We start from the raw sequence: 26,105 nt of genomic DNA, 5'->3' as shown, positions 1-26,105 counted from the left end.
ATGGCTCCCTACGGTAGGACGAACTGGGTGAAGTCGACGGCGTCGCCGTCCACGGACGCCGTCCCGTCGAGGGGACCGTATCCCGTGGAGCGGAAGGCGAAGGACGCGGAGACGTCCGCGCCGTCCAGCACCTCGAACTCGTACGCCGTGCCGCCGGGCACGGCGTACTCGGCACTGGGCTGCGGCGAGACGCCCGTGATGTCGACGTTGTTCGGCCAGTCCCCGGTGAGGTGGACGGTGACCTTGCCATCGGCGACGGTCTGGCTGGCCAGGTCGATCGTCAGATTGTCGTCCGCGTTGTTGTGCCCGATGCGCTGGAACTCGACGGCGACGTCCCCCGAATCGCTCGCGGCGGTGGTCTGGCTGAACGGGCCCGAGCCGAGGAACCCGAGCAGGCCCGCCAGCAGGAAGAGCGCGATCGCGGCCCAGCCGATCCGCGTGGCGAGCCATTCCTTTCTCTGGAACTCGTCGTGTTGCTTGATCTCCAAGTCCACCAGTGGCTCCTCACGGTCGTGTCTTCCCATGTCAGCTCTGCCGTCAAGCTAGCAGGTACGGAGGCAGCGGCAACCGGCCCGGAACGAGTTCCCATCCACTTCTCAGGAACCATCCGGGCGGTGCCCGGATTCCCGGCGGCGGGCTCCGGAGCGGCTCGGTCCCCGCCGCCGATCGGGTGGGGGAGCGAGTATAGGGTGGAGTCCATCCCAGGGAGTTGAGGAGTGCCGATGCTCGAGTTCCGATCCGTCAGCAAGACCTACAGGGACGGCACCGTGGCCGTCGAGGACTTCAGCCGCACCGTCCCCGCCGGCACCATCACGGTGCTCCTCGGATCGTCGGGCTGCGGCAAGACCACGCTCCTGCGCATGGTGAACCGGATGGTCGAACCGACCTCCGGGTCCATCCACGTCGACGGGCGCGCCGTCTCGGCCGAGGACCCCGTCCGGCTGCGGCGCTCGATCGGCTACGTCCTGCAGGCCGGAGGGCTCCTCCCGCACCGCGACGTGCTGGACAACGTCGCCACGGTCCCCGTGCTCGACGGCGTCGGCCGCCGGCAGGCCCGCCACGCGGCCTCCGAACTCCTCGAGCGCGTCGGCCTCGACCCGGCGCTCGGCCGCCGCTACCCGGGCCAGCTCTCCGGCGGGCAGCAGCAGCGAGTCGGGGTCGCTCGCGCCCTCGCGGCCGACCCCGACGTCCTGCTCATGGACGAGCCCTTCGGTGCCGTCGACCCGATCGTCCGTCGGGAGCTCCAGGACGAGCTCAGCCGCCTCCAGCGCGAGCTGCGCAAGACCGTCCTCCTGGTCACGCACGACGTCGACGAGGCCTTCCGCCTGGGCGACGACGTCGTGGTCCTCCAGCAGGGCGGGCGGATCGCCCAGGCCGGGACCCCGGCCGAACTGCTCGCCGCGCCCGCCGACGACTTCGTCCGCCAGTTCATCGGCGCCGATCGCCACGAGCGGCGCATCCACGAGCAGGAGGTGGGCGGCCGGCGGATCCTGGTGGACGGGGCCGGCCGGCCCATCGGGGTGCTGGAGGGCAGCCCGTGACGTGGCTCCAGTACTCGTGGGGGCTGATCGCGGAACTGACCTGGGCCCACCTCTGGCTGAGCGTCCCGGCCATCCTGCTCAGCCTCCTGCTCTCCGTGCCGATCGGCTGGCTCGCGCACGTGCGCCCGCGGCTCGGGGGCGCCCTGCTCTCCGGTGCCAGCCTGCTCTACGCCATCCCCGCGCTCCCGCTGCTGATCCTGGTGCCCGCCGTCTTCGGCGTGCCGCTGCGCTCCGCGGCGACCATGATCATCGCCCTCACCGTCTACGGTGTGGCGCTGCTGGTGCGCAGCGTCGCGGACGGCTTCGCCTCCGTGGACCCCGCCGTCCGGCAGGCCGCCGTGGCGGTCGGGCACTCGCCCCGCCAGATGTTCTGGACCGTGGACCTGCCCCTGGCCGTCCCCGTCGTGGCGGCCGGCCTCCGCGTGGTCACCGTCAGCACGGTGGGACTCGTGACGATCGGTGCCCTCATCGGCGTCGCCAACCTGGGCACCCTGTTCACCGACGGGTTCCAGCGGGGGATCGTCGCCGAGGTCGTCACCGGGCTCGTCGCCACGGTACTCCTGGCCCTCCTGCTCGACGGTCTGGTGGTCCTCGCGGCCCGCGCCGCGACGCCCTGGGCCCGCGCCTCGGCCGCTTCCGCCGGGAAGGCGCCGGCCATCCTCCCGCCCTCCGCCCTGCAGCCCGGGGACGGGGGACGGACATGAGCCTGCTGCTGGAGGCCTGGGCCTGGATGACGGACCCGGCCCAGTGGTCCGGACCCGGGACCGTCGGGCACCGGATCGGCGAGCACGTCCTCGTGACGGCCGCGGTCGTCGCGGTGGCGGCCGCCGTCGCACTGCCCGCCGGGGTGCTGGTCGGGCACACCGGCCGCGGCCGCACCGCCGTCGTCGGCCTCGCCGGGGCCGCCCGCGCCGTCCCGACGCTCGGCCTGCTGACCCTGCTGGGGCTGTGGCTCGGCATCGGGGTGCAGGCGCCGATGCTGGCGCTCGTGGTCCTCGCGATCCCGTCACTGCTCGCCGGCGCCTACTCGGGCGTGCAGGCCGTGGACCCGAACGTCACGGGCGCGGCGCGCGCGGTGGGCATGAGCGAATGGCAGATCGTCACCCGCGTCGAGCTGCCGCTGGCCGCCCCCGTCATCATCGGGGGACTGCGCGCCGCGGTCCTGCAGGTCATCGCCACGGCGACGCTCGCCGCGTACCTCGCGGACGTCGGGCTCGGCCGCTACCTGTTCTCCGGGCTCAAGTCCCGCGACTACGCGGAGATGCTCGCCGGCGCGCTCCTGGTGGCGGCACTCGCGCTCCTGGCCGAGATCGTCCTGGCGCAGCTGCAGCGCCGGGCGCGCCGGGCCGCTAGGCTCCAGACATCACCGAACCGAAAGGCGCACGCATGAAGGACAGCACCCTCACACGCCTCACCGGCCTGACCGGCGCGCTCGCCGCCGCGGCCCTGACCCTGACCGCCTGCGGGTCCGGCGACCCGCTGGACTCCGCGAACGGCGGCCAGGACAACGGCGGACCGTCCGCGGGCGAGCCGATCGTCGTCGGATCCCAGGACTACTACTCCAACGAGATCGTCGCCGAGATATACGCGCAGGCGCTCGAGGGCGCCGGGCAGGAGGTGGAACGCCAGTTCCGCATCGGCCAGCGCGAGGCCTATCTGCCGGAGATCGAGGCCGGGTCGATCGACCTCTTCCCCGAGTACACGGGACCGCTGCTGAAGTACTGGGTGCCGGACACCGAGGCGACACGGAGCGAGGACGTCTACTCTGAGCTCCAGGGCTCCACACCCGAGGGGCTGCGCGTGCTGGAGCAGGCGCCGGCCACGGACCAGGACGCCTACGCCGTGACGCAGGAGTTCGCGGACGAGCACGGCCTGGAGACCATCGAGGACCTGCAGAAGGTCGACTCGCAGATGACCATGGGCGCGAACTCGGAGGCCGAGAACCGCCCGAACGGGCCGAAGGGCCTGGCGGAGGCCTACGGCGTCGAGGTCGGCTTCACGCCGATCGAGGACGGCGGCGGACCCCTGACCGTGAAGGCGCTGACCGACGGCGACATCCAGATCGCGATCGTCTACACGGGCGACCCCTCGATCACCAAGAACGGGTTGAAGGTCCTCGAGGACACCGAGGGACTGTTCCTCGCCTCCCACCTGATCCCGCTGGCCAGCGACAACGTCGGCGAGGAGGCGGCCGAGGTGATCGACGGCGTCAGCGCGGCGCTGACCTCGGAGGAGCTCCTCGAGCTCAACGGGCGCAGCGTGGACGAGCAGCTGCCCGCGGCGACGATCGCCGAGGAATGGCTGGCGGAGCAGGACCTGTAGGCGATGCCCGGACTCGCAGGCGTGACCGCAACCTCATCCGCGCCGGTACTGGCCGGCTTCTCCGTCCGCCGTGCCGACTTCGCGGATCCGCGCCTCGGCGCCTTCCTCGGCGAGCATCTCGCCGATATGGCGGCGACCTCACCGCCCGAGAGCGTGCACGCCCTCGATCTCGACGGCCTGAACCGGCCGACCGTCCGCCTCTGGACGGCGTACGACGGCGACGTCCTCGTCGCGACCGGAGGCATCGCCGTCGTGCACCGTCCCGGGGGCGATCAGGAGCCGGGGCACGAGGAACTCAAGAGCATGCGGACCCACACGGGCTACCGGGGACGGGGGCTCGCGCGGGCGATGGTCCGCCTGCTGCTGGAGGACGCAGCGGCCCGCGGGGTCCGCCGGGTCTCGCTCGAGACCGGCACCGAGGACTATTTCGCCGCTGCCCGCGGCCTGTACGCGTCGGAGGGATTCCTGCCCTGCGAGCCCTTCGGCGCGTACGTGCCGGACGAGAACAGCGCGTTCATGACGCGTCGGCTCTGAAGTCCGCCGCCCGCCGGACGCTCTCCAGCCGGACGCTCTCGAGCGGGACGGTCTCGAACGAGACGAAGGAGGACCCCGGGAGCCGTTCGTCTCTCCCGGGGTCCTCCGCCTTTCCTGCGATGGACCGGAGGAGACCGTTCGTCTCCTCCGGTCCACCTGGACTCTTTGGCCGTCAGGCCTGCTTGTTGATCTTCGTCTCCGCGGCGGTGCTCAGCTTCTCGTCGGTCGACTTCTCCTCGGCCAGCGTCTCGGCCAGGATGTTCTTCGCCTCGGTGTAGCCGAGCTCCTCCGCCAGGGCGCAGAGGGTGCCGTAGCCGGCGATCTCGTAGTGCTCCACCCGCTGGGCGGCACCGATGAGGGCCGCGTCCCGCAGGGCGCCCTTCTCCGTGGCCTCGATGAACTCCTCGCCGTCGCCGATGAGGGTGGCCATCGACTGGTCCTTGATCCGCTTCAGCGTGATGTCCAGCGTGCTGGCCACCTGATCGATGCGCTCCAGCTGCCCCTCGGTCTCCTCGAGGTGGTGCTCGAACATCTCGACGAGCTCGGGGTTCTCCGCGGCCCGTGCGAGCTTGGGCAGCGCCTTGGTCATCTGCTGCTCCGCGCTGTTGGCTAGCGAGAGCAGTCGCACGAACAGTTCTTCCGAGTTCTTGATCTGCATGTCCGGAGATTCTCCTTAGTGAACTGATGCCTGCGGCGGCCAGCCGGCCACCTGTTTCTCGAACCTAACAACCTGGTCCTGAAAGAACACGGGCACCTCCTCGGAGTTCGCTGGAAGTCGGTCGGACGCGCGCCGCCGGGTCGCCGACACCATTCTGTGGGTGCCTCTCCTTAGTGTTCTGGTTCAGGCCCGGGCACGCCGGAGCCGAACATGTCACCGACCTTTGGGGGAGAAATGAGCTTTCCGGAACAGACCGTCCAACCACCGTCCGCACCGTCCGCACCGACCGGGCCGACGGGCGCGGCACCCAGGACGCGCGCGGGCCGCGGCCTCGGCATCGCAGCGCTCGTGGTCGCGATCGTCGCCATCTGCCTCTCGGCCGTGCCGATCGTCAACAACGTCGCGGCGGTCCTCGGAGTCATCGCCCTGGCTCTCGGCATCGCCTCCCTGGTGATCGCCGCCAAGCGGAACGGCGGCAAGGGACTCGGCATCGCGTCCAGCCTCATCGCGGTCGTGGCCATTGTGGTGGTCTTCGTGACCCAGGCGTTCTACGTCTCCGTCCTGGACGAAGCCGGCGCGGCCATGGACCAGGCGATCGAGCAGGCCGAGACCGGCGAGCGCGCCGCGACGGAGGAGGAGCAGGCGGCCACCGCCCCGGCCGAGGCCAACCCGCTCGGGGCCACCGCAGCGGTCGGTGACTACCAGGTGACCGTGGACGCGGTGAACCCGGACGCCGGCGAGGCGATCGCCGCCGTGAACGAGTTCAACGAGCCGGCGACGGGCCAGTACGTCCTCGCGGAGCTGACCGTGACCTACGAGGGTGCCGAGGAGGGGACTCCGTGGCTCGATCTCTCGATCGAGCTCGCCGGGTCCGACGCCCGCATCTACTCGACGACCACCTGCACGGCAGTCCTCGAGAAGAACAGCGTCGAGCAGCCGAACCTCGCCCGCGGCGGGAGCACGTCCTACCAGGTCTGCTTCGATGTCCCTGCGGAGGCGGTCCACGGCGCGGCCCTCCGCGTCGGTGCCGCGCTCGACTTCAACGGGGAGTCCGTGGCCTGGAACGTCCAGTAGTCCACGATCGCGCGAGCGAGACAACGGAGCGGGTGCCGGCCCCACGAGGTGTGGGCCGCACCCGCTCCGTGCGTTCGCCGGGGAGCCGCGTCAGGACTCGGCTCGCACCCGGTCCGGTTCGCCTACTGGCTCCTCGCCCTCGACCCTGTACTTCAGATCGAGCAGGGCCTGCGTGATCGCCTCGGCCATCCTGACCTCCAGTTTGCCGAAGAGCTTGGCGACGAGGCCGCGGAGGCCGGACTGGAAGCCGACCATCGTCCACGTGACCTCGGTGACGTCCTTCGGGTTCGACCCGTCCCGCCCGGGGACGGGATCCAGGCTGAAGGTATGGTCGCTGGAACCTTTGAAGGGCTCGTGGAACTCGAGATGGATCTGGACGTGGTCCTCGGTGATGGCGGTGATCGTCATGACGCCGCTGCCAGTCTCCCTGCTGCCGGACCACTCGTAGACGGCTCCGACGCCGGCCTCGGCTCCGTGGTACTCGCGCCGGAGTGCGGGGTCCAGATGGCCCAGCGGCGCCCACTCCGGCCAGGCCCGGAAATCGGTCAGGAAGGGGCGGATCACGTCCGGTCCCGCGTTGATCCCGACAGCACGGCTGATGTTGATCTGCGACACGACGACTCTTTTCGTGGGGGAGCGGGACGATCGTCGAGCACAAAGTAGCACGCGTCCCGGCCGGTGCCGAGACCTTTCGGAGCCTGCGAGGTCTTGCCCCCACCAGCCGAGAGTCGTAGCGTCGAGCCATGACCTTCGTCACTGTCGGAACGCTCGAAGCGCAACCGGGCAAGCGCGACCAGCTCATCGACATCCTCACCCGGCACCGCCCCGAGCTGATCGATGCGGGCTGCCTGACGTACGACGTCGGCGTGAGCGACTACCACTCCAACACCGTGTTCGTGATCGAGCAGTGGACGAGCGAGGAGGCGCACCGGGAGGCCCTCGAACGGACCTCGATCCGCTCGGCCATCAGCGAGTCGATGCCTCTGCTCACGGGGAACCGCGGCGGGTTCAAGTTCAGGGTCGTCGGCTCCCCGCTCTGAGCACGACGAAGCCGCCGGCCCCGTGAGCGGGACCGGCGGCTTCGTGTATCCGGCCGCCTCCGAGTGAATCGTGGAGGCGGCCGCCGCGCGTCGGCCGGGCTAGGCCACGGGCTCCTTGGAGCGGTCGCGGTCGTAGCTCTCCCAGAAGGTCGCGCCGACGATGTTGAGCGCCTTCGGATCGAACACCGGATCGATGCCGAGCTTCTTCTGGCGCTCGAAATCGCGCAGGGCCTTGTATGCCGGTTGCTGCAGGATCAGGATGCCGATGATGTTCAGCCAGGCCATCAGGCCCACTCCGATGTCACCCATGAGCCATGCGTCGGCCGCCGTGTTCACGGTGCCGTAGGCGACGGCGATGAGGATCGCGACCTGGAGCGCCATGGTGGTGACCCGGCCGATGCTCGCCTTGATGCCGGGGATCAGGGTGGTGGAGGAGTTGCCCACCAGGAACCGGAGGTTGGTCTCCGCCATGTAGTAGTACGCGATGATCGTCGTCAGGCAGAAGAAGATCAGCGAGAACGCGATGAACGAGGCGCCGAAGCCCGAGAAGGCGGAGTCGAAGCCCTCCTGGACGAACTGCGGACCCACCACGGCGGTGGCGGAGAGCAGACCACCCTCGGCGAGCACCCCGCCGTCCTCGCTGCCGCCATGGAACACGCGGTAGGCACCGGTGGACAGGATCAGGAATCCGGTGGCCGAGCAGACGAAGAGGGTGTCCACGTAGACCGCGAACGCCTGGACCAGGCCCTGCTTGGCCGGGTGCGAGACCTCGGCGGCTGCAGCGGCGTGCGGGCCCGTGCCCTGGCCGGCCTCGTTGGAGTAGACGCCCCGCTTGACGCCCCACATGACCGCCAGGCCCACGACGGCGCCGAAGGCGGAGTCGAGGCCGAAGGCGCTGCGGAAGACCATGCCCAGCACCTCGGGCAGGACCGACGCGTTCATGAGCACCACGATGAGGGCCAGGATGATGTAGGCCAGCGCCATGAACGGCACGACGAACGACGCGAACGTGGCGATGCGCTTGACGCCGCCGATGATGACGAACGCCAGGACGATCACAGCGCCGACCGCCACGATCCAGGGGCTGACGGTCCAGGCGCCGTCGATGGCGGTGGCCATCGAGTTGGCCTGCACGCCGGGCAGCAGGACGCCGCAGGCGAGGACGGTGACGGCGGCGAACACGTAGCCGTACACCTTGAAGATCCCTGCGGCGCGGGTGTGCGCGAGGGCACGGCTGAGGTAGTAGGCCGGGCCGCCGCGGTACTCGCCGGTCAGCGGATCGCGGGTCTTGTAGATCTGGCCCAGCGTCGATTCGACGAACGACGTCGACGCGCCGAGGAACGCGACCATCCACATCCAGAACATCGCGCCGGGACCGCCGAAGGCGATCGCGGTCGCCACGCCGGCGATGTTGCCGGTGCCGACGCGGCCGGAGAGGGACATCGCCAGCGCCTGGAACGAGGACACGCCGGACGGCGACGTCTCGCCGCGGACCAGCTGGTGGATCATGCCCTTGAAGTGACGGACCTGCATGAACCGAGAACGGACAGAGAAGTAGACGCCGGCCGCCAGACACAGATAGACGAGCCAGTCGCTCCAGATGACGTCGTTGATAGCACCTAAGACGTCGCTCATAGTTGAAACCTCCACGGGGGTACGAATGATGAACAATAATGACATACGTCACATGACATTCATGTTGCCTGCAGGTTGCCGCCGACCGCCAATCCGGGCGCCTGCCGGGCGCGTCCCCCGCCGGCCTCGCCGCGATGCCGCGGAACGCCTCGCGAATCCGGGGAAGTGGGCGGGCCGGGAAAGTTTTCAGCGGTTGGTCTGAGATCCCGGACACATTTGCAGGGATCGGCCCCCTCCCGCACCCTGGGGGCCTCCGGCGGCGGGTTTTGCGGGCCTCAGGCGGCCCAGCGGGCGTGGAGGGAGTCCACGAGCTCGGCGAAGTCCTCCGCCATGCTCGGGTACGCGTCGTCGGCCAGCCACTGCAGCTGCAGGCCGTCCATCGCGGCGAGCAGGAGCCGTGCGATCGTCTCCGCCGGCGCGTCGGCGCGGAGTTCGCCGGCGGCGACCGCCTCGCGGACGGCGCTCGCCAGGAGGGTGCGCGTGTGGGCGTAGTGCTCCCTGAGCCATCGGCTGGCCGGATGCCCGGGGGTGACGGCCTCCCCGGCGACCGATGCGTAGAGGCGGACCATCGACTCCTGGCCCTCGTTGTGCCGGGCCAGGTCCTTGAGTGCAGCGACGAAGGCCCACCCCGTCTTCCCCGCGTTCAGCTGGAACTGCGCGGAATCCCTCTCGTCGCGACGGTCCATGACCGCCTGCAGCAGGTCGTCCTTGGTGGCGAAGTGGTGGACGAGCCCTGTGCCGCTGATCCCGGCGGCCCGGGCGACCGCGCTCATGGAGACGCCCCGGTAGCCCTGCTCGGAGAACAGGGCCTCCGCGGCGTCGAGGATCGCGGCGCGGCGCTGCGTCGAGTCGGCCCCGCGGGGCCGGCCGCTGGTGGAGCGCGGACGAGGGGGAGCGGGCATGGACGGAGGATCCTCTCGCTGGGGTGGACACCGGGTGCGGCGCGCTCGTCGTGGAGGCGACGCCGCGACTCGGTGGGGAGACGGCAGAGGGTGGTTGCCGGGACAAGCCCCGGCAACCACCCTAGCGAGTCGGGTCAGCCGAGGGGCAGCCGCGCCCGCACATCGCCCAGGCCGCGGGCGACGAGCAGCTCGCCGCCGGCTGGAGAACGAGCAGGAGGTGGCGGCCCGGGGCGGGCCGCCACCTCCTGGTGCGGTTCTCGCGGGGACTGCCGTCCCCGGCGGAGGGCTAGGCGTCCTCGAGGATGCGCGCCTCCTCGCGCTCCGCCTTCCGGGTCTGCGAGTGCTTGACCGCCGCGAAGACCACTGCGGCGACCAGCAGGGCGTACATGATGACCGTCGCCGGCGAGGACACGAGGTAGCCGAGGTTGCCCTCCGACACCGTCAGGGCGTTGCGGAGCGACGTCTCGGCCAGCGGGCCGAGGATGACGGCGATCAGAACGGGCGCCACCGGGAAGTTGTAGCGCCGCATCACGAAGCCGAGCACGCCGATCGCCAGCAGGAACCACAGGTCCACGACCGAGGAGCTCACGGCGTACACGCCGAGCATCGACAGGACGGTGATGCCCGCGTAGAGGTACTGGCGCGGCACCAGGAGCAGCTTGGCCCAGAGGCTCGCGAACTGCATGTTGATGACCAGCAGGATGACCAGACCCACGAACAGCGACGCCAGGAGCGTCCAGACCAGGTCCCCGGAGCGCTCGAAGAGCAGCGGGCCCGGCTGCATGCCGTACTGCTGGAAGGCGGCGAGCATGAGCGCCGCCGTCGCGGAGACGGGCAGGCCCAGGGCCAGCAGGGCGCCCATGGCCATGCCGGCCGTGGCATTGCCAGCGGCCTCCGGGGCCGCGACGCCGTTGATGGAGCCCGTGGTGCCGAACTCCTGGTCGCGGCGCTTCGCCGCGAGCCGCTTCTCCGTGCCGTAGGCCAGGAAGGTCGGGATCTCGGCGCCGCCGGCGGGGATGATGCCGAACGGGACGCCGAACGCCGTGCCGCGCAGCCAGGCCGGCATGGCCTTGCGGAAGTCCGCCAGGCTGAGCAGGGCCCGGCCGCTCGCGGGGATCTTGACCGCGTTCGGATCCCGGTGGATGCGGGAGGCGACGTGGATGACCTCGCCGAGGGCCAGCAGGCCGACGGTGATGACGACGATCGAGAGTCCGTCGAAGAGCTGCTGCGAGCCGAGCGTGAAGCGCGTGGTGCCGGACGAGTCGTCCACGCCGATCATGGCGAGCACCAGGCCGATGCAGAGCGTCGTGAGGCCCTTGATGATCGAGTCGGACACCACGGAGGAGATGGCCACGAAGGCGAACACGGCCAGGGCGAAGTACTCCGCGGGCCCGAACTCGGTGGCCAGCTTGACCAGCGTGGGGGCGAAGAAGACGACGAGCGTGCTGGCGAGGAGCCCTCCGATGAAGGCGCCCATGGCGGCGGTCGCCAGCGCGCGGGCAGCCTGGCCGCTCTTGGCCATCCGGTGGCCCTCGAAGGTCGTCGCGATCGCCGAGGAGGCCCCCGGCGTGTTGAGCAGGATGCCGGCGGTCGAGTCGCCGAACATGCCGCCGAAGTAGATGCCGGCGAACATGATGAGCGCGGCGGTGGGGTCGAGGCTGAAGGTCACGGGCAGCAGCAGGGCCACGGCCATCGAGGAGCCGAGCCCGGGCAGGACGCCGACGGCGGTGCCGAGCAGCGCTCCGACGATGACCCAGACCAGGTTCGCGAGCGTCAGTGCGCCGGCGAAACCCTCCATCAGGTGCGAAAGCTGATCCATTTAGAGCATCCCTCCCAGGAAGCCGGACGGCAGGCTCAGGCCGAGGCCGGCGCCGAATGCGAGCTGGGTGATCGAGGAGAAGAGCAGGGAGACGCCGACGTCGAAGACGGGCCGCTTGCTGCCGAAGGCCTTGCAGATCACCCAGAAGAGACCTGCCGCCGTGATGACCCAGCCGAGGACGGGCAGGGCCACGATGAAGAGCACGATGCCGCCGACCACCAGGCCGATGGTCCGCCAGTCCGAGTAGAGGCGGACGCGCCCCGCGGCCCGCGGGCGGTCCCCGCGCCGGCCGTAGATCTCGGTCCGCTCGGCGTGGCTGAGCTCGGCGAGCATGTCCGAGGAGACGTCCGGGCTCTGCGTGCCGCCGCCGTGCGGGAACCGCCGGGTGCGGATCACGCTGATCGCGTGCAGGATGCCGATGGCGTAGAGCGCCACCGCCACGATGGTGGGGAAGAACTGCGGTCCGGGGACCGTGTCTCCCTTGACGTCCATGGTGAGGATCCCGACGACGACGGCGGTCGCCAGGGCGAGCACGAGGCCCGAGACCACCAGCTCGCTGCGGCCGGACCAGAACCCGGTGATCTTGACGGTCTCCCGCTCCGCGGGTGCGGTGTCGGTGGCGCTCACAGTCCCAGTCCTTCCACGAGTTCCTTGGTGGTGGCGGTCTCCTGCTCCAGGAAGCGGTCGAACTCCTCGCCCACCATGAAGCTGTCCGTCCAGTCGTTGCGCTCGAGCGCATCCTGCCAGTGCTCGGTCTGGCGGTACTCCTTGATGATCTCGACCAGCTCCGCCTTGTCGGCGTCGCTGATCCCCGGCGCTGCCGCCAGGCCGCGCCAGTTGGCCATCGCCGCGTCCACGCCGGCCTCCTTGAAGGTCGGCACGTCGATGCCCTCGAGCGGCTCCTCGGACGAGATCGCCAGGGCGCGGAGGTTGCCGGCCTCGATCTGGTCGGAGAGCTCGTTGTAGCCGGAGACGGCCGCGGACGTGGTCCCGGAGAGCACCGAGGTGATCGCCTCGCCGCCGCCCGAGTACGGGATGTAGTTGACGTCCCGGGGGTCCATGCCGACCTCCTCCGCCACCATGCCCATGAGCAGGTGGTCGATGCCGCCGAGGGACCCGCCGGCGATCGAGGTGCCGCCTGGGTCGGACTTCCAGGCCTCGACGAAGTCCCCGAGGTCCTCGTAGGGGCTGTCGGCGGGGACCACGATGACCGAGTAGTCGTCGGACATGCGCACCAGCGGGGTGACGTCGTCCAGGCCGACGCCGGAGTCGGCCAGCTCGACCGCGCCGATCATCACGCCGCCGGTGACCATCAGCATGTCCGAGCGGCCCTCCATCTGGGCGAACTGGCTCAGTCCGATGGTGCCGCCGGCGCCCGGGACGTTGACGACCTGCACGTTGTTGCTGATGCCGTCCGACTTGATGGCCTGCTGGGACTCGCGCGCGAATCCGTCCCAGCCGCCGCCCGGGGAGGCCGGCGCCATGAGCACCAGCTTGCTGCGGGCGGTCGATTCGCCACCGGTGCTGGCCGCGTTGACCAGGGCCAGGGCCGTCACGACGGCCACGGCGCCGCCGAAGAGTATGCGTTTCACTGTGTTGTTCCTCATCGCATTCCGTAGATTGGGTGCGTGCTCGACTCACTACGATGACAGCGCTGTGACCCCGAGCACACCGGAATCGGGGTTTGGGTCATAAGCAACGAAAGAAAAACAAGGACGACGGCCGGAGGGACCATGCCGAGCGCACCCATCGCGGGGTCCGCCGCCCGTGCCGGCCAGCGCCGCGGGCCGGCACGGGGACCGCTGCGCGCCCGGCTGGCGGCCATGCAGGTCGCCATCGTGATCGGCCTGATGGTGCTGGTGGCGTGCGTGGTGATGGTCTTCGAGGACCAGCGGATCCAGGAGCGCGCCTACGAGCGCGCCCGGACGGTGGCGCTCGAGATCGCCGACGAGCCCGACGTCGTCTCCGCCCTCAACACCGAGCACGACGTCGAGGTGATCGCGCCCCTGGCCCGGCTCGCCCAGGAGACCTCCGGCGTCGACTACGTGGTGGTGGTCGGGCTCGACGGGCTGCGCGTGGCCCACCCGGACCCGGAGCGCATCGGCGAGCCCGTCTCCACCGACCACTCGCTGGTCCTCCAGGGGGAGTCCTTCAAGGGCGTCGAGCGCGGCACCATCGGCGTCACGCTGCGTGTGAAGGAGCCGGTCTACGACGGCGACACCGTGGTGGGGACCGTCTCCGTGGGCACGCTCCAGCACAAGGTCCGCGGCGAGCTCGCCGGCGTGGTCCTCGGGTTCGCGCCCTGGGTGCTCGGCGCCTCCGCCGTCGGGACCGTGCTCAGCCTCTGGGCGGCCCGGTCCATCCGCCGGCGCATCTACGGCGTGGAGCCGGAGGAGGTCGCGGGCCTCCTGCAGTCCAGCAACGCCCTGTTCTACAGCGTGCGCGACGGCGTGGTGGGCGTGGACCCCGACGGCCGGATCACGCTGTTCAACCGGGAGGCGGCCCGCCTCCTCGGCCTCGGGGAGCCCGACGACGGCGAACTCGCCGCGCTCGCCGGCCGGCCCGCCGCCGACGTCCTCGACCCGCAGCTCGTGGACCTGCTCGACCTGCCGGCGGAGAGCCAGGAGACGCGGCTGGTCCTCGTAGGCGAGCGGATGCTGCTGGCCGCCCGGCGCGCCGCCACGCTGGCCGATGGCCGCACCGCCGGCCAGACCCTCACCCTGCAGGACCGCACCGAGCTGGAGGCGACCCTGAGGGAGCTGCACGGCCAGCGTGGCCTCACCGACGCGCTGCGCTCGCAGACCCACGAGTTCGCGAACCGGCTCCACGTCCTGTCCGGCTACCTCTCGGTCGGGGCGCACGAGGCCGCGCTCGAGTACATCCAGCGGATCGCCGGCCCCGCCGACCGCTCCGCCGTCGTGGTGTCCGATCCCGGGCTCGCCGGCGTGCTCGCCGCCCAGGCGGCGGTGGCCCGCGAGCGCGGAGTGGGCTTCGCCGTGGCGCCGGAGTCCGTCACCCGGGACCCCTTCGAGGCCGACGACGACGTCCTGACCGTGGCCGGGAACCTGCTCAGCAACGCGATCGACGCCGCGGGGGACGGCGGGGACGTGCGGGTGCTGGTGCGCGGGGCGGGGGAGTCCTTCCTGATCAGCGTGGAGGACTCGGGGCCGGGCATCGCCCCCGAGGACGTCGCGCGGGTCTTCCAGCGCGGCGTCACCACCAAGCCGAGCGAGGACCGGGCCGGGCGCGGGGTGGGGCTGGCGCTGGTGGACCGTATCATCGAGCGGCGGGCCGGGAGCATCGAGGTGGACCGCTCCGAGCTCGGCGGGGCCCGGTTGACGGCCCGCTGGGGCCCGGACGCCCGAGGCGGCGGCATCGGATCGGACCGGCCAGGAGAGCCGACCAGGAGAGAGGGGGAGCGGCGATGACTGATACGACGGACGGGACGGCGAGCATCAGGACGCTGATCGTCGACGACGATCCCGACGTGGTGCGCATGCACCGGCTCTTCGTCGAGGCCGCCGACGGATTCAAGGTCGCGGGCACGCTGGGGCGCGGGGCCGAGGTGGAGCCCTTCCTGGCGGAGCACCCCGTGGACCTGATCCTGCTGGACGTGCATCTGCCGGACGCGAACGGCGTCGAGGTCCTGGAGCGGCTGCGCGCCGCCGGGCACCGGGCCGGGGTCATCATGATCACCGCGGCGGCCGAGGCGGACACGGTGCGCAGCGCGCTCGGCAGCGGGATCGACGACTACCTGGTCAAGCCCTTCACCGTCGTCGAGTTCACCCGCCGGCTCCAGATGTTCCGTTCCTCCCGCGCCGTCCGGGCGAGCGAGTCCGGGCGCACGCGCGATCGCGATGCGCTCGACCCGGCCCGGCAGGCCCGGGTCGACCGGCTCGTCGACCACGGTGCGGCCGACGGCCAGCCGGCCAGCCCGCCGCCCGGGGCCGTGAAGCCGCTGCCCAAGGGCTTCTCGCAGCCGACCCTGGATCTCGTGGCGCGGGTCCTGCGGGAGGTGACCGGCCCGGCTGTCCCCATGGAACCCGATGCCTCCGCCGCCGAGGTGGCCGAGGCCTGCGGCATCTCGAAGGTGAGCGCACGGCGGTACCTGGACCTGCTGACCCGGCAGGGCCGGGCGGAGCTGCGCCCGCGCTACGGCTCGGCGGGACGCCCCGAGCACCGCTACCGCTGGCGCCCCTGACCGGTGCCGTCGCGGCCTGATCCTCGTCCCGGTCCGCGGCCCGGTCCGCGCCCGCCGTCGTGGGCGGGGCGGGGACGGCGGAGGGCCGAGCAAAGGGGGCGGCCTACGCGGGGCACAAGGCTCGCTGATAGGCTGGGGTCAGACTTTCTGCGCCCTGTTCATGCGGCGCCCAAATATCGCGCCCGTTTCGCGATGCCCACGCAAAGGATGAGATGACCAAACGTCATACCCGCAATAATCCGAATTCGAAGAACCCGCCGGCCCTGAGCAAGAACGGCCTGCGCGTCGTCCCGCTCGGCGGCCTCGGCGAGATCGGCCGCAACATGACGGTCTTCGAGTACGGCGGCAAGATCCTGATCGTCGACTGCGGCGTCCTGTTCCCCGAGGAGCAGCACCCCGGCGTCGACCTGATTCTGCCGGACTTCAGCTACCTGCGCGGCCGCTGGAACGACGTCGTCGGCGTCGTCCTCACGCACGGTCACGAGGACCACATCGGTGGCGTCCCCTACCTCCTCAAGGAGGGTCGCGAGATCCCCGTGATCTCGGCCCGCCTGACCCTGGCGTTCCTGAAGAACAAGCTCGCCGAGCACCGGATCAACGCCAAGATGATCGAGGTGAAGGAGGGCGACAAGCGCAAGTTCGGCCCGTTCGACCTCGAGTTCCTCGCGGTGAACCACTCCATCCCGGACGGCCTCGCCGTCGCGATCCGCACCCCGGCCGGCCTGGCGCTGGCCACGGGCGACTTCAAGATGGACCAGTTCCCGCTGGACCGCCGCATCACCGACCTCGCGGGCTTCTCCCGCCTCGGCGAGGAGGGCGTGGACCTGTTCCTCGTGGACTCCACCAACGCCGAGGTGCCGGGCTTCCTGGCCGCCGAGGCCGATCTGGTGCCCGCGATCGACCAGGTGATCCGCACGGCCCCGCGCCGCGTGATCGTCTCCAGCTTCGCCTCGCACGTGCACCGTATCCAGCAGGTCATCGACACCGCGCAGAAGTACGGCCGCAAGGTCGCGTTCCTGGGCCGCTCGATGGTCCGCAACATGACCACGGCGCAGGAGCTGGGCTACCTCACCATCCCCAAGGGGATGCTGGTGGACTTCAAGGAGCTGGACAAGCTCCCGCCGAAGAAGGTCGTCATCATCTGCACGGGCTCGCAGGGCGAGCCGATGGCCGCGCTGGCCCGCATGGCCAACCAGGACCACGTGGTGGACCTGGCCGAGGGCGACACCGTCCTGCTGGCCTCGTCGCTGGTCCCGGGCAACGAGTCGGGCATCTACCGCCTGATCAACGACCTGACCAAGCTCGGCGCCAACGTGGTCCACAAGGGCAACGCCAAGGTCCACGTGTCCGGACACGCCTCCGCGGGCGAGCTGGTCTACTGCTACAACCTGGTCCGGCCCAAGAACGTGCTGCCCGTCCACGGCGAGCACCGCCACCTGAAGGCCAACGCCGAGCTCGCGATCCGTACCGGCGTGGAGCCGCGGAACACGATCATCGGCGAGGACGGCATCGTCGTCGACCTGGTCGACGGCGTCGCACGGGTCGCCGGGCACATCCCGGCCGAGTACGTGTACGTCGAGAACAACGTGGCCGGCGCGGCGACCGAGGAGTCGCTGGCGCACCGCGTCCGCCTCGCCGCGGACGGCGCCGTCACCGTGCTCGCGATCGTCGATCCGGACACCGGCGGGCTCGAGGAGGATCCGGAGTTCTTCCCGCTCGGCTTCGAGCTCAACAAGAAGGATCTGGACGCCGCCACCGGGATCGTCCAGAAGACCATCAACGGCCTCAAGGGCGAGAAGACCGGCCCCGACGCGGAGAAGGCCATCGCGGCCGGCCTGACGCGCTGGGCCCAGCGCGCCCTGCGTCGCAAGCCCGTCTTCACCGTCATCACGGTGGACGCCTAGCGATCACCGGCGGGCCCCTGCGGCCCGCTCCAGCCAGCGCCCTCCCGGGCGGCCACGCGCCGTCCGGGAGGGCGCTGTCGTGTCTGCGGGCGGCGACGCCCGGCCGCGGCGGACGGTGTCCTGCAGCCGCCGTGACGGCCACTGGAGGGGACTGTTTGGCGGGAACGGCCGATGCGACTAGGTTAGGTGATGAAACTATTCGCTAATTCGGTTTGGGCACCCTTGCCGCCGAAGACCCCAGGGGGACCAGTGCCACTCGCATCCATGACCGACCGCCGCCGTCGCTCGGCCCGCTCGCCCCGCCGCCTCGTCGGCGCACTCGCCGTCGGGGCCCTCGCCCTGGGCCTCGGTGCCTGCGGCGCCGACGCCGCCGGCAGCGCCGCCGGGTCCTCCGGAGCCACCGGCGGGGAGTCCGTCACCATCGAGCACGCCTTCGGCGAGACCGTCATCGAGGGGACGCCGGAGCGCGTCGCCACGGTCGCCTGGGGCAACCACGAGGTCCCGCTCGCGCTCGGCGTCGTGCCCGTCGGCATGGCGGCCACCACGTGGGGCGACGACGACGGCGACGGCGTCATGCCGTGGGTCGAGGAGAAGCTCGAGGAGCTGGGCGCCGAGACCCCCGTGCTCTTCGACGAGGAGGACGGGATCGACTTCGAGGCCGTCGCCGAGTCCGACCCGGACGTCATCCTCGCCGCCTACTCCGGTCTGAGCGAGGAGGACTACCAGACGCTGAGTGAGATCGCCCCCGTGGTCGCCTTCCCGGACACGGCCTGGGGCACCGACTGGCGCGAGACCATCCTGATGAACGCCGCCGGCATGGGCCGCGCCGAGGAGGGCCAGGCGTTGGTCGCCGAGTACGAGGCCCTCATCGAGGAGAAGGCCGCCGACTACCCGGCGCTCGCGGGCAAGGCCGCGATGTTCCTGACCCACGTGGACGAGGCCGATCTCTCCACCGTCAGCTACTACTCCACCCTCGACACCCGCGTGCAGTACTTCGAGGACCTCGGCATGACGTCCCCGGAGAGCGTCATCGCGGAGTCGGAGGCCAACGGGACCTACTCGGTGGAGCAGTCCGCCGAGACCGCGGACGAGTTCGCCGATGCGGAGCTGATCGTGACCTACGGCGGCGACGAGCTGCTCGAGGCGCTGAAGGCGGACCCGATCCTCTCCCAGATGCCGGCCGTCGCCAACGAGGCCGTCGTGGCGCTTCCCGGCGACGGGCCGATCGGCAACGCCGCCAACCCCACGGCGCTCTCGCTGCCGTGGTACCTGGACGAGTACCTGAAGATGCTCTCCGACGCCATTGAGTAGCCTGCCCGTCGAAGCGCCGCCGGCGCCGCCCGCCGCGCCCGCCGCCGTGCCCTCCGGCCGGCGGCGGGGTGCGTGGGTGCTCGTCCTGCTGGTGCTCCTCGGGGTCCTGGCCGTCCTGTCGGTGGCCTTCGGGGCCCGGCCGGTGAGCCCGGCCGAGATCTGGGCGGGGCTCACCGGCCCCGCCGACGGGTTCGGCCCGGCCTCGGTGGCGCAGCGCATCCCCCGGACCGCCCTGGCCCTCCTGGCCGGGGCGGCCCTCGCCGTCTCCGGGGCGGTCATGCAGGGCGTGACCCGCAACCCGCTCGCGGATCCGGGCATCCTGGGCGTCAACACGGGGGCCGCGCTGGCGGTGGTCGTCGGCATCGCCCACTTCGGGCTGAGGTCGCCCGGCGGGTTCGTCTGGGTCGCCATCGGGGGCGGCGCGGCCGCCGCGGCGGTCGTCTACGCCATCGCGTCGCTCGGGCCCAACGGCTTCAATGCCGCGGCCGCGACGCCGCTGAAGCTGGCGCTCTCCGGGGCGGCCGTGACGGCCGCCCTGACCTCCTTCATCTCGGCGGTCGTCCTGGGCCGCAACGACATCGCCGAGGGGGTGCGCTCCTGGCAGATCGGCGGCGTCGGGGGAGCGGACTTCGGGACCATGGGCGTCGTCCTGCCGTTCCTCGCCGCGGGGCTCGCCGTCGGCCTGCTCTCGGCGAAGTCGTTGAACTCGCTGGCCCTCGGCGACGAGCTGGCGGCCGGGCTCGGGGAACGCGTGGGTCTCGTCCGCGGCCTCGCGTCCCTGGGCGCGATCGTGCTCGCCGGCGCCGTCACGGCGCTCACCGGGCCGATCGGCTTCGTCGGGCTCGTCGTGCCGCACGTCGTGCGGCTGCTGGTCGGCTCCGACCACCGCTGGCTCCTGCCGCTCTCGGCGCTCGGCGGCGCGGCGCTGCTCACCGCCGCGGACATCCTCGGCCGCGTGGCCTCGCGCCCGGTCGAGATCGACGTCGGAATCGTCACCGCGCTCGTGGGCGCGCCCTTCTTCATCTACATCGTCCGCCGGCACAAGGTGCGTGAACTGTGACCGCCCCCGTCACCGAGGCGGCCCGCGCGCCGCGGCCCCCGCACCACGACGCCCCGGAGGGCCCCGCAGAGGCGCGGCAGGAACCGGCCGCGGTGCCGTCCGGCCGGCCGCAGCCCTCCGCTCCGGCGGCCGAGCGCCGCCGTCGCCGGCTCCGCTGGGCCGCCGTCGTGGTGGTCCTCGCGGCCGCCGTCGCCGGGCTCTACCTGCTCACCCTGATGGCCGGGCGGCAGTTCCACTCCCTCCCGGAGGTCGTCGCCGTCGCCCTGGGGCACGACGTCGAGGGCGCGACGTTCGTGGTGGGCAGGCTGCGGCTGCCGCGCGCCTCCCTCGCCCTGGTCGCGGGGCTGTCCTTCGGGCTCGCCGGCGTCAGCTTCCAGACCCTGCTGCGGAACCCGCTGGCCAGCCCCGACGTGATCGGGATCAGCGCCGGCGCCAGCACCGCCGCGGTCGTCGGGATCGTCTGGTTCGGGGTCTCCGGCACCGGGCTCGCGTCGATCGCCGTCGTCGCGGCCCTGGCCGTCGCGGCCGCCATCTACGGGCTGGCCCGCCGGGGCGGGGCCGCGGGGACCCGGCTGATCCTCATCGGCATCGGCGCGGCCGCGATGCTCGAGTCGCTGACGCTGTACGCGCTGTCCAAGGCGGGCAGCTGGGACCTCCAGGAGGCCACCCGGTGGCTCGCCGGCAGCCTCAATGGCGCCACCTGGGACCGGGTCCTGCCGGTCGCCCTCGCCTTCGTGCTGCTGGCGCCGGTCCTGCTCGCCCAGGGCCGGGCCCTGACGGCGCTCGCGCTCGGGGACGACGCCGCCGCGGGCCTCGGCGTCGCCGTGCCGCGCACCCGGGTCACCGTGATCCTCGTGGCGGTCGCGCTCGTGGCGTTCGCGACGGCCTCGACCGGGCCCATCGCCTTCGTCGCGTTCCTCGCGGGCCCCATCGCCGCCGGGCTCGTCGGCCCCGGGCGATCGCTGCTGCTGCCGGCGGCGCTGGTCGGCGCCGCCCTCGTCCTCGGCGCGGACTTCGCCGGCCAGCACCTGTTCGCGACCCGCTATCCCGTCGGCGTCGTCACGGGCGTGCTCGGCGCACCGTTCCTGGTCTACCTGATCGTGCGCAGCAACCGGGCCGGCGCGATGTGAACCGGCCCGGGTCCGGGTCCGGGCCCGGGCCCGGGCGTCGGGCCCGGACCCGCTAGCCGGCGAGCCAGTCGGCGAACGCCAGGCGGCCCCGGTCCGCTCCGGCGCCGGGCAGCAGCGTGCCGTCGCGCAGCGCGCGCCCGAACCGTCCCGGGACCGGGACCTCGAGCACGCGGGCCGCCGTTCCGGTGGCCTCGGCCCAGCGTCGGCTCAGGTCCGCCATGCGCTCCACCCGCGGACCCGCGAGGTCCGCGGCGTGGCCGGCCGGACCCGTCTCGACGAGCTCCACCAGGCGTTCGGCGACCTCCCGGGCCGCGACCGGTTGGGACCGCATCGCCGGGACCACGGAGAAGGGGCCCGTCCGCATCCGCTCGAGGATCTGGCCCGCGAACTCGTGGAACTGCGTCGCCCGCAGGATGGTCCAGGGCACCGGCCCCGAGCTCACCAGGCGCTCCTGCTCGGCCTTGCCGGCGTAGTAGCCGAACGGCGCCACGTCGGATCCGACGATCGAGAGCGCCACGAGGTGGCCCACGCCCGCTCGGTGGGCGGCGGAGAGGAGCTTGGTGGTCACCGCCGCGAAGAAGGCCCGCGACGCGCCGGCGCTGGCGGTCTGGATCGAGGCGACGTCGACGACGGCGTCCACGCCGGCGAGGTCGAGCGGCTGCGGGGACGTCAGGTCGACGCCCGCGGACCTGCTCAGGACCACCACGTCGTGTCCGCGCTCCGTGGCGACGTCGACAACGTGCCGTCCGACCGTTCCCGTGCCCCCTGCAATGGCGATCCTCATGCTCCCCGGTCCCTCCTCGTGCGGCTGCGCTCGCGGCCGCGTTCACCGCCGTGGGGCGACGGCGCCGGCCCCTGGTCCGAATCTACGCGGAGCCGGGCGAGCACGTCACTGATCCGGCCCCCGGCGGCGTCGCAGGGCCGCCCCGGGTCAGCTTTCGAAGGCGTGTTCTGATCGTCCAGACAGAGGTTTAAAGGCGCGCCTCGGCGGCCCCGGCGCGGCGTTATGATATTCGGCATGCCCCATCTAGAACTGCGCCCCCTCGAGTACTCGGAGGCGGTCACGGCGGTCGTGGCCCGCCGCGGTTTCGACGGAATGACCCTGGCCGACGTGGCGGCCGAGGCCGGCGTCAGCCGGCAGACGATGGCCCGCTGCTATCCGAGCAAGTCCGCGCTGGCCCGCGCCGCGTTCGGCCACGCCCGGGACCGCGCCACTGCCGGCATCGCCACGGCCGTCGACGGCCACTTCGGCATCGAGGCCCTCCGCCTCTTCGTGCTCGAGCTGCTCCCGCTCGACGACAAGCGCCTGGCCTTCGCCCGCGTCCTCGTCCCCGCCTGGCAGATGTCGCTCCACGACGAGGAGATCGCCGCCCAGGGCAACGCCCTGACCGCCTCGTGGCGCCTGCAGATGCGCACCTGGCTCCGCGAGGCCATGGCCGACGGCGAGGTCCGCGCCGACGTCTCGGTCGACGGCGTCACCGAGATGGTCCTGAACTTCATCAGTGGCGCGCAGGCCGGAGCACTGGCCGACGCCTCGTTCAACTCGGCCCACCAGCTCCGCGGCCAGCTCGACTCGCTGCTGCACCTGCTCCGCGGCTGACCCCTCGGACCCGCTGCCGTCACTGCACGGGGGCGTGGCGGCCTGCGCGTCCCGCGGCGAGCGGCGAGGGCGGGGATGTCCGGGCGGGCCGCAGGAGTCGGCCACGGGCCCAGGCGGCCGACCAGCAGAGCGCGAGCTCCACGCCGAGGATCGCGAGCATGCCGCCGCCGTGCCCGTGGGCCGCCCCGTGAGCGCCGTGGCCGAGGCCGTGCCCGTGGCCCGGCAGCCCGAGCACGAGCGCTGTGTGGACCAGCGCCATCACGGCCGCGCACACGTGCACGTGCAGCAGGGAGCGCGGGCACAGCGCCGGCGCGGCGGCCGCCGTCGTACGACGGCGGCGCAGGCCGCCCGCGTGGAGGGCGCACCTGGCGCAGTGGAGCGCGACGACCGCCATCAGCGCGGCCGCGACCCAGCCGTGGCGGCCGCCCATCTCCGGCAGGAGCGCGACGTGCGCGACCGCCGCGGCGGAGCCGAGCAGGGCGATGGCTACTCCCGCGGGCCGCAGCCGCACTGGTCCGCCCCGGTCTCCTCCGCGGGCCCGGCCGCAGCGTCCGACGCGCAGTGGGCCTGCGCCGGGGCCGGGACGTCGAGGACCGGCGAGCGGTCGAAGAAGCCCTCCGGACGGAGCCTGAAGCCGGCCGTGTCCACCGGCATGATCGGCCAGTCCTCCACCCGCGGGAAGTGGGTCAGGCCGAAGGTGTGCCAGAGGACCAGGTCCTCCCCGTCGATGCTGCGGTCGGCCGCGACCCACTCGGGCAGGCCCGCCCCGCCGGGGTGCTGATTGACGAAGTCGCCCGTCGGGTACTTCTGGGACTCGTCGTGGGGCGTCACCCAGAGCGAGTGGGCCGCGAAGGCGGCGCGGCGGGCGACCGAGGAGCCCGGGTCGGCCAGCAGCGTCGGGTTCCCCTCCGGGTGGAGCTTGTAGCCGACGGGGGCGCCCAGCCGGTTGGTCGACTCCGGGTTCTGCACCAACCAGGCCCGGCCGGTCTCCATGCTGGTGTCGCGGACGGCCTCCGACTCGCGCCGGAGGACCGTGTGCTGCCGCGTGAAGGCGTTGCCGAGCGGGTTGCCCTCGCCCATCGGCACCCGTACGGCCTCCTCCTCGACGACCCGGCCCGGGCCGCCGTCGAGCGCGAAGTCCAGCCGCGCGCCGAAGAGGTGCTGGTGGAAGGGAGCGCCCAGCCCGGGGGCCAGCTCGGAGCTGTACGGGTAGTCGCCCGCCGGCTGCGCGGAGGTGAAGACGACGCCGGTGGCCTTCGCCTCGAACTCGATCGTGCCGTCCAGGTAGAGGTACCAGTAGAACCCGTAGTCGTAGTTGCCGACCGTGGTGAAGAAGCTGATGACCAGGCGGCGGTTGCGGCGCGTGTAGTCGATGCCGCTCCACAGGTCCGAGTGCTTGGCGAGGATGGACCAGTCCTCCTCGTGCATGCAGATGCCGTTGCGGATGGTGCGCGGGTTGCCGAAGTTGTCCGCGATGACGGGGGAGAGGTAGGTGATCTCGCCGAGGCAGTCGCAGCCGAGCTCCAGCGAGTTGGCGCAGGAGCCGATCAGGTACTCGCCGGTGTCGAAGTAGTTCTGCCAGTTCCGCACCGGCGAGGGGTCGCCGTAGGGGACCACCATCTCGGCGATGGAGGCGCGGTTGAGGATCCTGCGGCGGCGGACCCCGCCGTCGGGCGCCTTGTCGTCGAAGGAGATGTTGTGCAGGACCAGCCCCTCGCGCATGTCGAAGCCGACGTCCAGGCTCCAGCGCTCCCACTCCACGTGGTTGCCGTCCGTGACCGTGAAGGACGGGCCCTCCGGCTGGGTGATGCTGATGGGCCTCTGCGTGGTCCGCGGCGCACCGGTCAGGGACGGGTCCGTGTAGTTCCCGTGCTCCGCCGGGACGGGCACGGCGCCGCTGTCGAGGACCCGGGTGACCCGGCGGTGGGCCACGTCGACGTAGGCGACGAGTCCGTCGATGGGGTGCGCCCAGGCCGAGTCGGTCTCGTGCTCCTGGTAGAAGGCCAGGCCGCGCAGGATGCGGGTGCCGCGCTCCTCCGGGTAGTCGTAGAAGCCGGCTGAGAGAGGCGCGACGCGCACCTTGTCCAGCTCGAGGCCGCGCTGGGCGATGGCCTTCTGCCACTCGGGGTCGCCGGCGAGGATCTCCTCGACCACGGCGAATTCCTGCTCCATGACCGGCAGCTCGCCCGTCTCCGCCGTGTCCAGGGCGGTGACGGACTCGACGCGGGCCGCCGTGGCGTCCACCACGAGGTCCGCGGCCGTGCCCTCGGCGGTGTCCACGAGGAAGATCCGGAAGCGCCGGACGGCCGGGTCGTCCGCCGCGGGGCGGCGCGGCGGATCCAGCAGGCCGAGGTAGGCGACCCGGTGGCTCTCCGTCAGGTGGCCCTCGCGGTGGAGGAGGTCGCGGACGGAGGCGACCTCCTCGGTGGTCGGGAGCCGGTAGGCGCCATCGGCTCCGCTGGACCCCCTGGACCCGCTTGGGGCCGGGGCGGCCACGCCGGGGTCGGTCGCGACGGTGGTGGGCGAGGCGGGACTGCACATGGTTCTCCTCCGGGGGCGGTGGTGCGCGGTGTGGCGGGGCCGACGGCGCCCTGTGACGCGAGCCACGTTTATTTTCTCTTGGCGTAGAGAATACGTGGCGGCCCGGCGGGTGGCAAGGGGGGCGCTGCCCGGCGGGCGTCCCGTGTGCCTACGGGGCGTCGGACTTAGGATGTGGTCATGCCGAAGATCGTCGACCACGCGGCCCGCCGCGATGAGATCGCCCGCGCGGCCTGCCGGGTGGTCGCCCGGCGCGGCCTCGACGGGCTCACCCTCCGGGACGTCGCCGCGGAGGCGGGCTTCGCCAACGGCGCGCTGAAGCCGTACTTCCCCACCAAGACGGAGCTCGCCCGCGCCACCTACACGTACGTCTTCGAGCAGACGAACCGCAGGATCGACCGTTCCGTCGCCGGGGCCCACGGCCTCGTGGCGCTGGAGCGGTTCGCCCGCGAGGTCCTGCCGCTGGACGCCGAGCGGCTCGACGAGGCCCGCGTGGTCCTGCCGTTCTGGCAGCTGGCGCTCCACGAGCCCGGACTCGCGGAGATCAACGACGGCGCCATGCTGACCTGGCGCGGCCGGATGCGCTCCTGGATGCGCGAGGGCATGGAGGCCGGCGAGGTGCGCCCGGAGCTCGACGTCGCCTCCGCCGTCGAGTCCCTCCTGAACTTCCTGCTCGGCGCGCAGGGCGCGGCCGTGCTCGACACCTCGTTCAACTCGGTGGAGGACCTCGAGCGGCAGCTCCAGGTGCAGCTCGGCCATCTCCGGCCGCGCGCCCGCCCGGGCCCCTAGCCCACCCCCGGACGAGCGCCGAGTGTGACAACCCCGCCGAGGTTGTC

General features: G+C 72.0%; 26 protein-coding genes. 15 read left to right on the top strand and 11 right to left on the bottom strand.

Annotated elements, in window-relative coordinates; all coding sequences use genetic code 11:
- Positions 1-8 precede the first annotated feature (8 nt).
- The gene (locus ABD784_RS13320) at positions 9-494 is read right to left on the bottom strand and encodes a hypothetical protein (protein WP_344885649.1); all 486 of its coding nucleotides are present in this window, start codon (positions 492-494) and stop codon (positions 9-11) included.
- Between the two features lie 228 nt (positions 495-722).
- Here ABD784_RS13320 and ABD784_RS13315 point away from each other — a divergent pair, with 228 nt between their 5' ends.
- From ABD784_RS13315 to ABD784_RS13295, 5 genes are read left to right on the top strand one after another with little or no spacing between them, the layout of a single operon-like run.
- Positions 723-1,541 (top strand): ABC transporter ATP-binding protein, encoded by an 819-nt coding sequence (locus ABD784_RS13315; protein WP_344885645.1) that lies wholly within the window; start codon positions 723-725, stop codon positions 1,539-1,541.
- Positions 1,538-2,245, top strand: a complete 708-nt coding sequence (locus tag ABD784_RS13310) for an ABC transporter permease (protein WP_344885642.1) — start codon at positions 1,538-1,540, stop codon at positions 2,243-2,245. The genes ABD784_RS13315 and ABD784_RS13310 overlap by 4 nt, the downstream gene beginning before the upstream one ends.
- Entirely contained in the window at positions 2,242-2,931 is a 690-nt protein-coding gene (locus tag ABD784_RS13305) for an ABC transporter permease (protein ID WP_344885640.1), read from the top strand. The genes ABD784_RS13310 and ABD784_RS13305 overlap by 4 nt, the downstream gene beginning before the upstream one ends.
- Entirely contained in the window at positions 2,928-3,863 is a 936-nt protein-coding gene (locus ABD784_RS13300) for an ABC transporter substrate-binding protein (protein WP_344885637.1), read from the top strand. Before ABD784_RS13305 ends, ABD784_RS13300 begins: the two co-directional genes overlap by 4 nt.
- Before the next feature lie 21 nt (positions 3,864-3,884).
- A complete protein-coding gene (locus ABD784_RS13295) occupies positions 3,885-4,397 on the top strand; it encodes a GNAT family N-acetyltransferase (protein ID WP_344885634.1) in 513 nt (170 codons plus the stop codon).
- Between the two features lie 172 nt (positions 4,398-4,569).
- Here the strand turns inward: ABD784_RS13295 and ABD784_RS13290 are convergent, their stop codons facing one another.
- Positions 4,570-5,055 (bottom strand): YciE/YciF ferroxidase family protein, encoded by a 486-nt coding sequence (locus ABD784_RS13290; RefSeq protein WP_344885631.1) that lies wholly within the window; start codon positions 5,053-5,055, stop codon positions 4,570-4,572.
- Positions 5,056-5,289: 234 nt separating this feature from the next.
- Here ABD784_RS13290 and ABD784_RS13285 point away from each other — a divergent pair, with 234 nt between their 5' ends.
- A complete protein-coding gene (locus ABD784_RS13285; protein ID WP_344885628.1) occupies positions 5,290-6,129 on the top strand; it encodes a DUF4352 domain-containing protein in 840 nt (279 codons plus the stop codon).
- A 90-nt stretch (positions 6,130-6,219) separates the two neighbouring features.
- Here ABD784_RS13285 and ABD784_RS13280 read toward each other — a convergent pair whose 3' ends face one another.
- A complete protein-coding gene (locus tag ABD784_RS13280) occupies positions 6,220-6,744 on the bottom strand; it encodes an SRPBCC family protein (protein WP_344885625.1) in 525 nt (174 codons plus the stop codon).
- A gap of 128 nt (positions 6,745-6,872) precedes the next feature.
- Here ABD784_RS13280 and ABD784_RS13275 point away from each other — a divergent pair, with 128 nt between their 5' ends.
- Positions 6,873-7,169: a putative quinol monooxygenase gene (locus ABD784_RS13275; protein WP_344885622.1), complete on the top strand. Its 297-nt coding sequence runs from the start codon at positions 6,873-6,875 to the stop codon at positions 7,167-7,169.
- A 99-nt stretch (positions 7,170-7,268) separates the two neighbouring features.
- Here ABD784_RS13275 and ABD784_RS13270 read toward each other — a convergent pair whose 3' ends face one another.
- The 5 genes from ABD784_RS13270 to ABD784_RS13250 form a co-directional block, all read right to left on the bottom strand.
- Positions 7,269-8,804, bottom strand: a complete 1,536-nt coding sequence (locus ABD784_RS13270; RefSeq protein ID WP_344885619.1) for an alanine/glycine:cation symporter family protein — start codon at positions 8,802-8,804, stop codon at positions 7,269-7,271.
- Positions 8,805-9,079: 275 nt separating this feature from the next.
- Positions 9,080-9,706, bottom strand: coding sequence for a TetR/AcrR family transcriptional regulator (locus ABD784_RS13265; protein ID WP_344885616.1), 627 nt, complete (start codon positions 9,704-9,706; stop codon positions 9,080-9,082).
- A 286-nt stretch (positions 9,707-9,992) separates the two neighbouring features.
- The gene (locus ABD784_RS13260; protein WP_344885613.1) at positions 9,993-11,525 is read right to left on the bottom strand and encodes a tripartite tricarboxylate transporter permease; all 1,533 of its coding nucleotides are present in this window, start codon (positions 11,523-11,525) and stop codon (positions 9,993-9,995) included.
- The gene (locus tag ABD784_RS13255; protein ID WP_344885610.1) at positions 11,526-12,152 is read right to left on the bottom strand and encodes a tripartite tricarboxylate transporter TctB family protein; all 627 of its coding nucleotides are present in this window, start codon (positions 12,150-12,152) and stop codon (positions 11,526-11,528) included.
- Positions 12,149-13,117 (bottom strand): Bug family tripartite tricarboxylate transporter substrate binding protein, encoded by a 969-nt coding sequence (locus ABD784_RS13250; RefSeq protein WP_344885608.1) that lies wholly within the window; start codon positions 13,115-13,117, stop codon positions 12,149-12,151. The genes ABD784_RS13255 and ABD784_RS13250 overlap by 4 nt, the downstream gene beginning before the upstream one ends.
- Before the next feature lie 141 nt (positions 13,118-13,258).
- Here ABD784_RS13250 and ABD784_RS13245 point away from each other — a divergent pair, with 141 nt between their 5' ends.
- The 6 genes from ABD784_RS13245 (at position 13,259) to ABD784_RS13220 (ending at position 21,131) form a co-directional block, all read left to right on the top strand.
- On the top strand, positions 13,259-14,953 hold the full coding sequence (locus ABD784_RS13245) for a sensor histidine kinase (protein ID WP_344885605.1): 1,695 nt from the start codon (positions 13,259-13,261) through the stop codon (positions 14,951-14,953).
- On the top strand, positions 14,950-15,726 hold the full coding sequence (locus ABD784_RS13240; protein WP_344885603.1) for a response regulator: 777 nt from the start codon (positions 14,950-14,952) through the stop codon (positions 15,724-15,726). The genes ABD784_RS13245 and ABD784_RS13240 overlap by 4 nt, the downstream gene beginning before the upstream one ends.
- A gap of 212 nt (positions 15,727-15,938) precedes the next feature.
- Positions 15,939-17,630, top strand: coding sequence for a ribonuclease J (locus tag ABD784_RS13235; RefSeq protein ID WP_344885600.1), 1,692 nt, complete (start codon positions 15,939-15,941; stop codon positions 17,628-17,630).
- A gap of 264 nt (positions 17,631-17,894) precedes the next feature.
- Positions 17,895-18,941 (top strand): iron-siderophore ABC transporter substrate-binding protein, encoded by a 1,047-nt coding sequence (locus ABD784_RS13230; RefSeq protein ID WP_344885597.1) that lies wholly within the window; start codon positions 17,895-17,897, stop codon positions 18,939-18,941.
- Position 18,942: 1 nt separating this feature from the next.
- Positions 18,943-20,001: a FecCD family ABC transporter permease gene (locus tag ABD784_RS13225; RefSeq protein WP_425582991.1), complete on the top strand. Its 1,059-nt coding sequence runs from the start codon at positions 18,943-18,945 to the stop codon at positions 19,999-20,001.
- Entirely contained in the window at positions 19,998-21,131 is a 1,134-nt protein-coding gene (locus tag ABD784_RS13220) for a FecCD family ABC transporter permease (protein ID WP_344885594.1), read from the top strand. Before ABD784_RS13225 ends, ABD784_RS13220 begins: the two co-directional genes overlap by 4 nt.
- Positions 21,132-21,183: 52 nt before the next feature.
- On the opposite strand, the gene ABD784_RS13215 is transcribed toward ABD784_RS13220, so the two are convergent.
- A complete protein-coding gene (locus tag ABD784_RS13215) occupies positions 21,184-21,915 on the bottom strand; it encodes an SDR family oxidoreductase (RefSeq protein ID WP_344885592.1) in 732 nt (243 codons plus the stop codon).
- 234 nt (positions 21,916-22,149) lie between these two features.
- Between ABD784_RS13215 and ABD784_RS13210 the strand changes: the two genes are divergently transcribed.
- Positions 22,150-22,731 carry a TetR/AcrR family transcriptional regulator gene (locus tag ABD784_RS13210; protein ID WP_344885589.1) on the top strand — a complete coding sequence of 194 codons (582 nt, stop codon included), beginning with the start codon at positions 22,150-22,152 and terminating at the stop codon, positions 22,729-22,731.
- A gap of 19 nt (positions 22,732-22,750) precedes the next feature.
- Here ABD784_RS13210 and ABD784_RS13205 read toward each other — a convergent pair whose 3' ends face one another.
- Together ABD784_RS13205 and ABD784_RS13200 are read right to left on the bottom strand one after the other, a co-directional pair.
- A complete protein-coding gene (locus tag ABD784_RS13205; protein ID WP_344885586.1) occupies positions 22,751-23,242 on the bottom strand; it encodes a hypothetical protein in 492 nt (163 codons plus the stop codon).
- Positions 23,218-25,272 carry a primary-amine oxidase gene (locus ABD784_RS13200; protein WP_344885583.1) on the bottom strand — a complete coding sequence of 685 codons (2,055 nt, stop codon included), beginning with the start codon at positions 25,270-25,272 and terminating at the stop codon, positions 23,218-23,220. Before ABD784_RS13200 ends, ABD784_RS13205 begins: the two co-directional genes overlap by 25 nt.
- 177 nt (positions 25,273-25,449) lie before the next feature.
- On the opposite strand from ABD784_RS13200, the gene ABD784_RS13195 reads away from it, so the two are divergent.
- Entirely contained in the window at positions 25,450-26,058 is a 609-nt protein-coding gene (locus ABD784_RS13195; RefSeq protein ID WP_344885580.1) for a TetR/AcrR family transcriptional regulator, read from the top strand.
- Positions 26,059-26,105: the final 47 nt, after the last annotated feature.

It is taken from the genome of Zhihengliuella alba (genome assembly GCF_039538765.1).
Lineage (GTDB): Bacteria > Actinomycetota > Actinomycetes > Actinomycetales > Micrococcaceae > Zhihengliuella > Zhihengliuella alba.
Note: the sequence above shows the minus strand (reverse complement) of the source record. Positions and strands in the feature narration are given on the sequence as shown.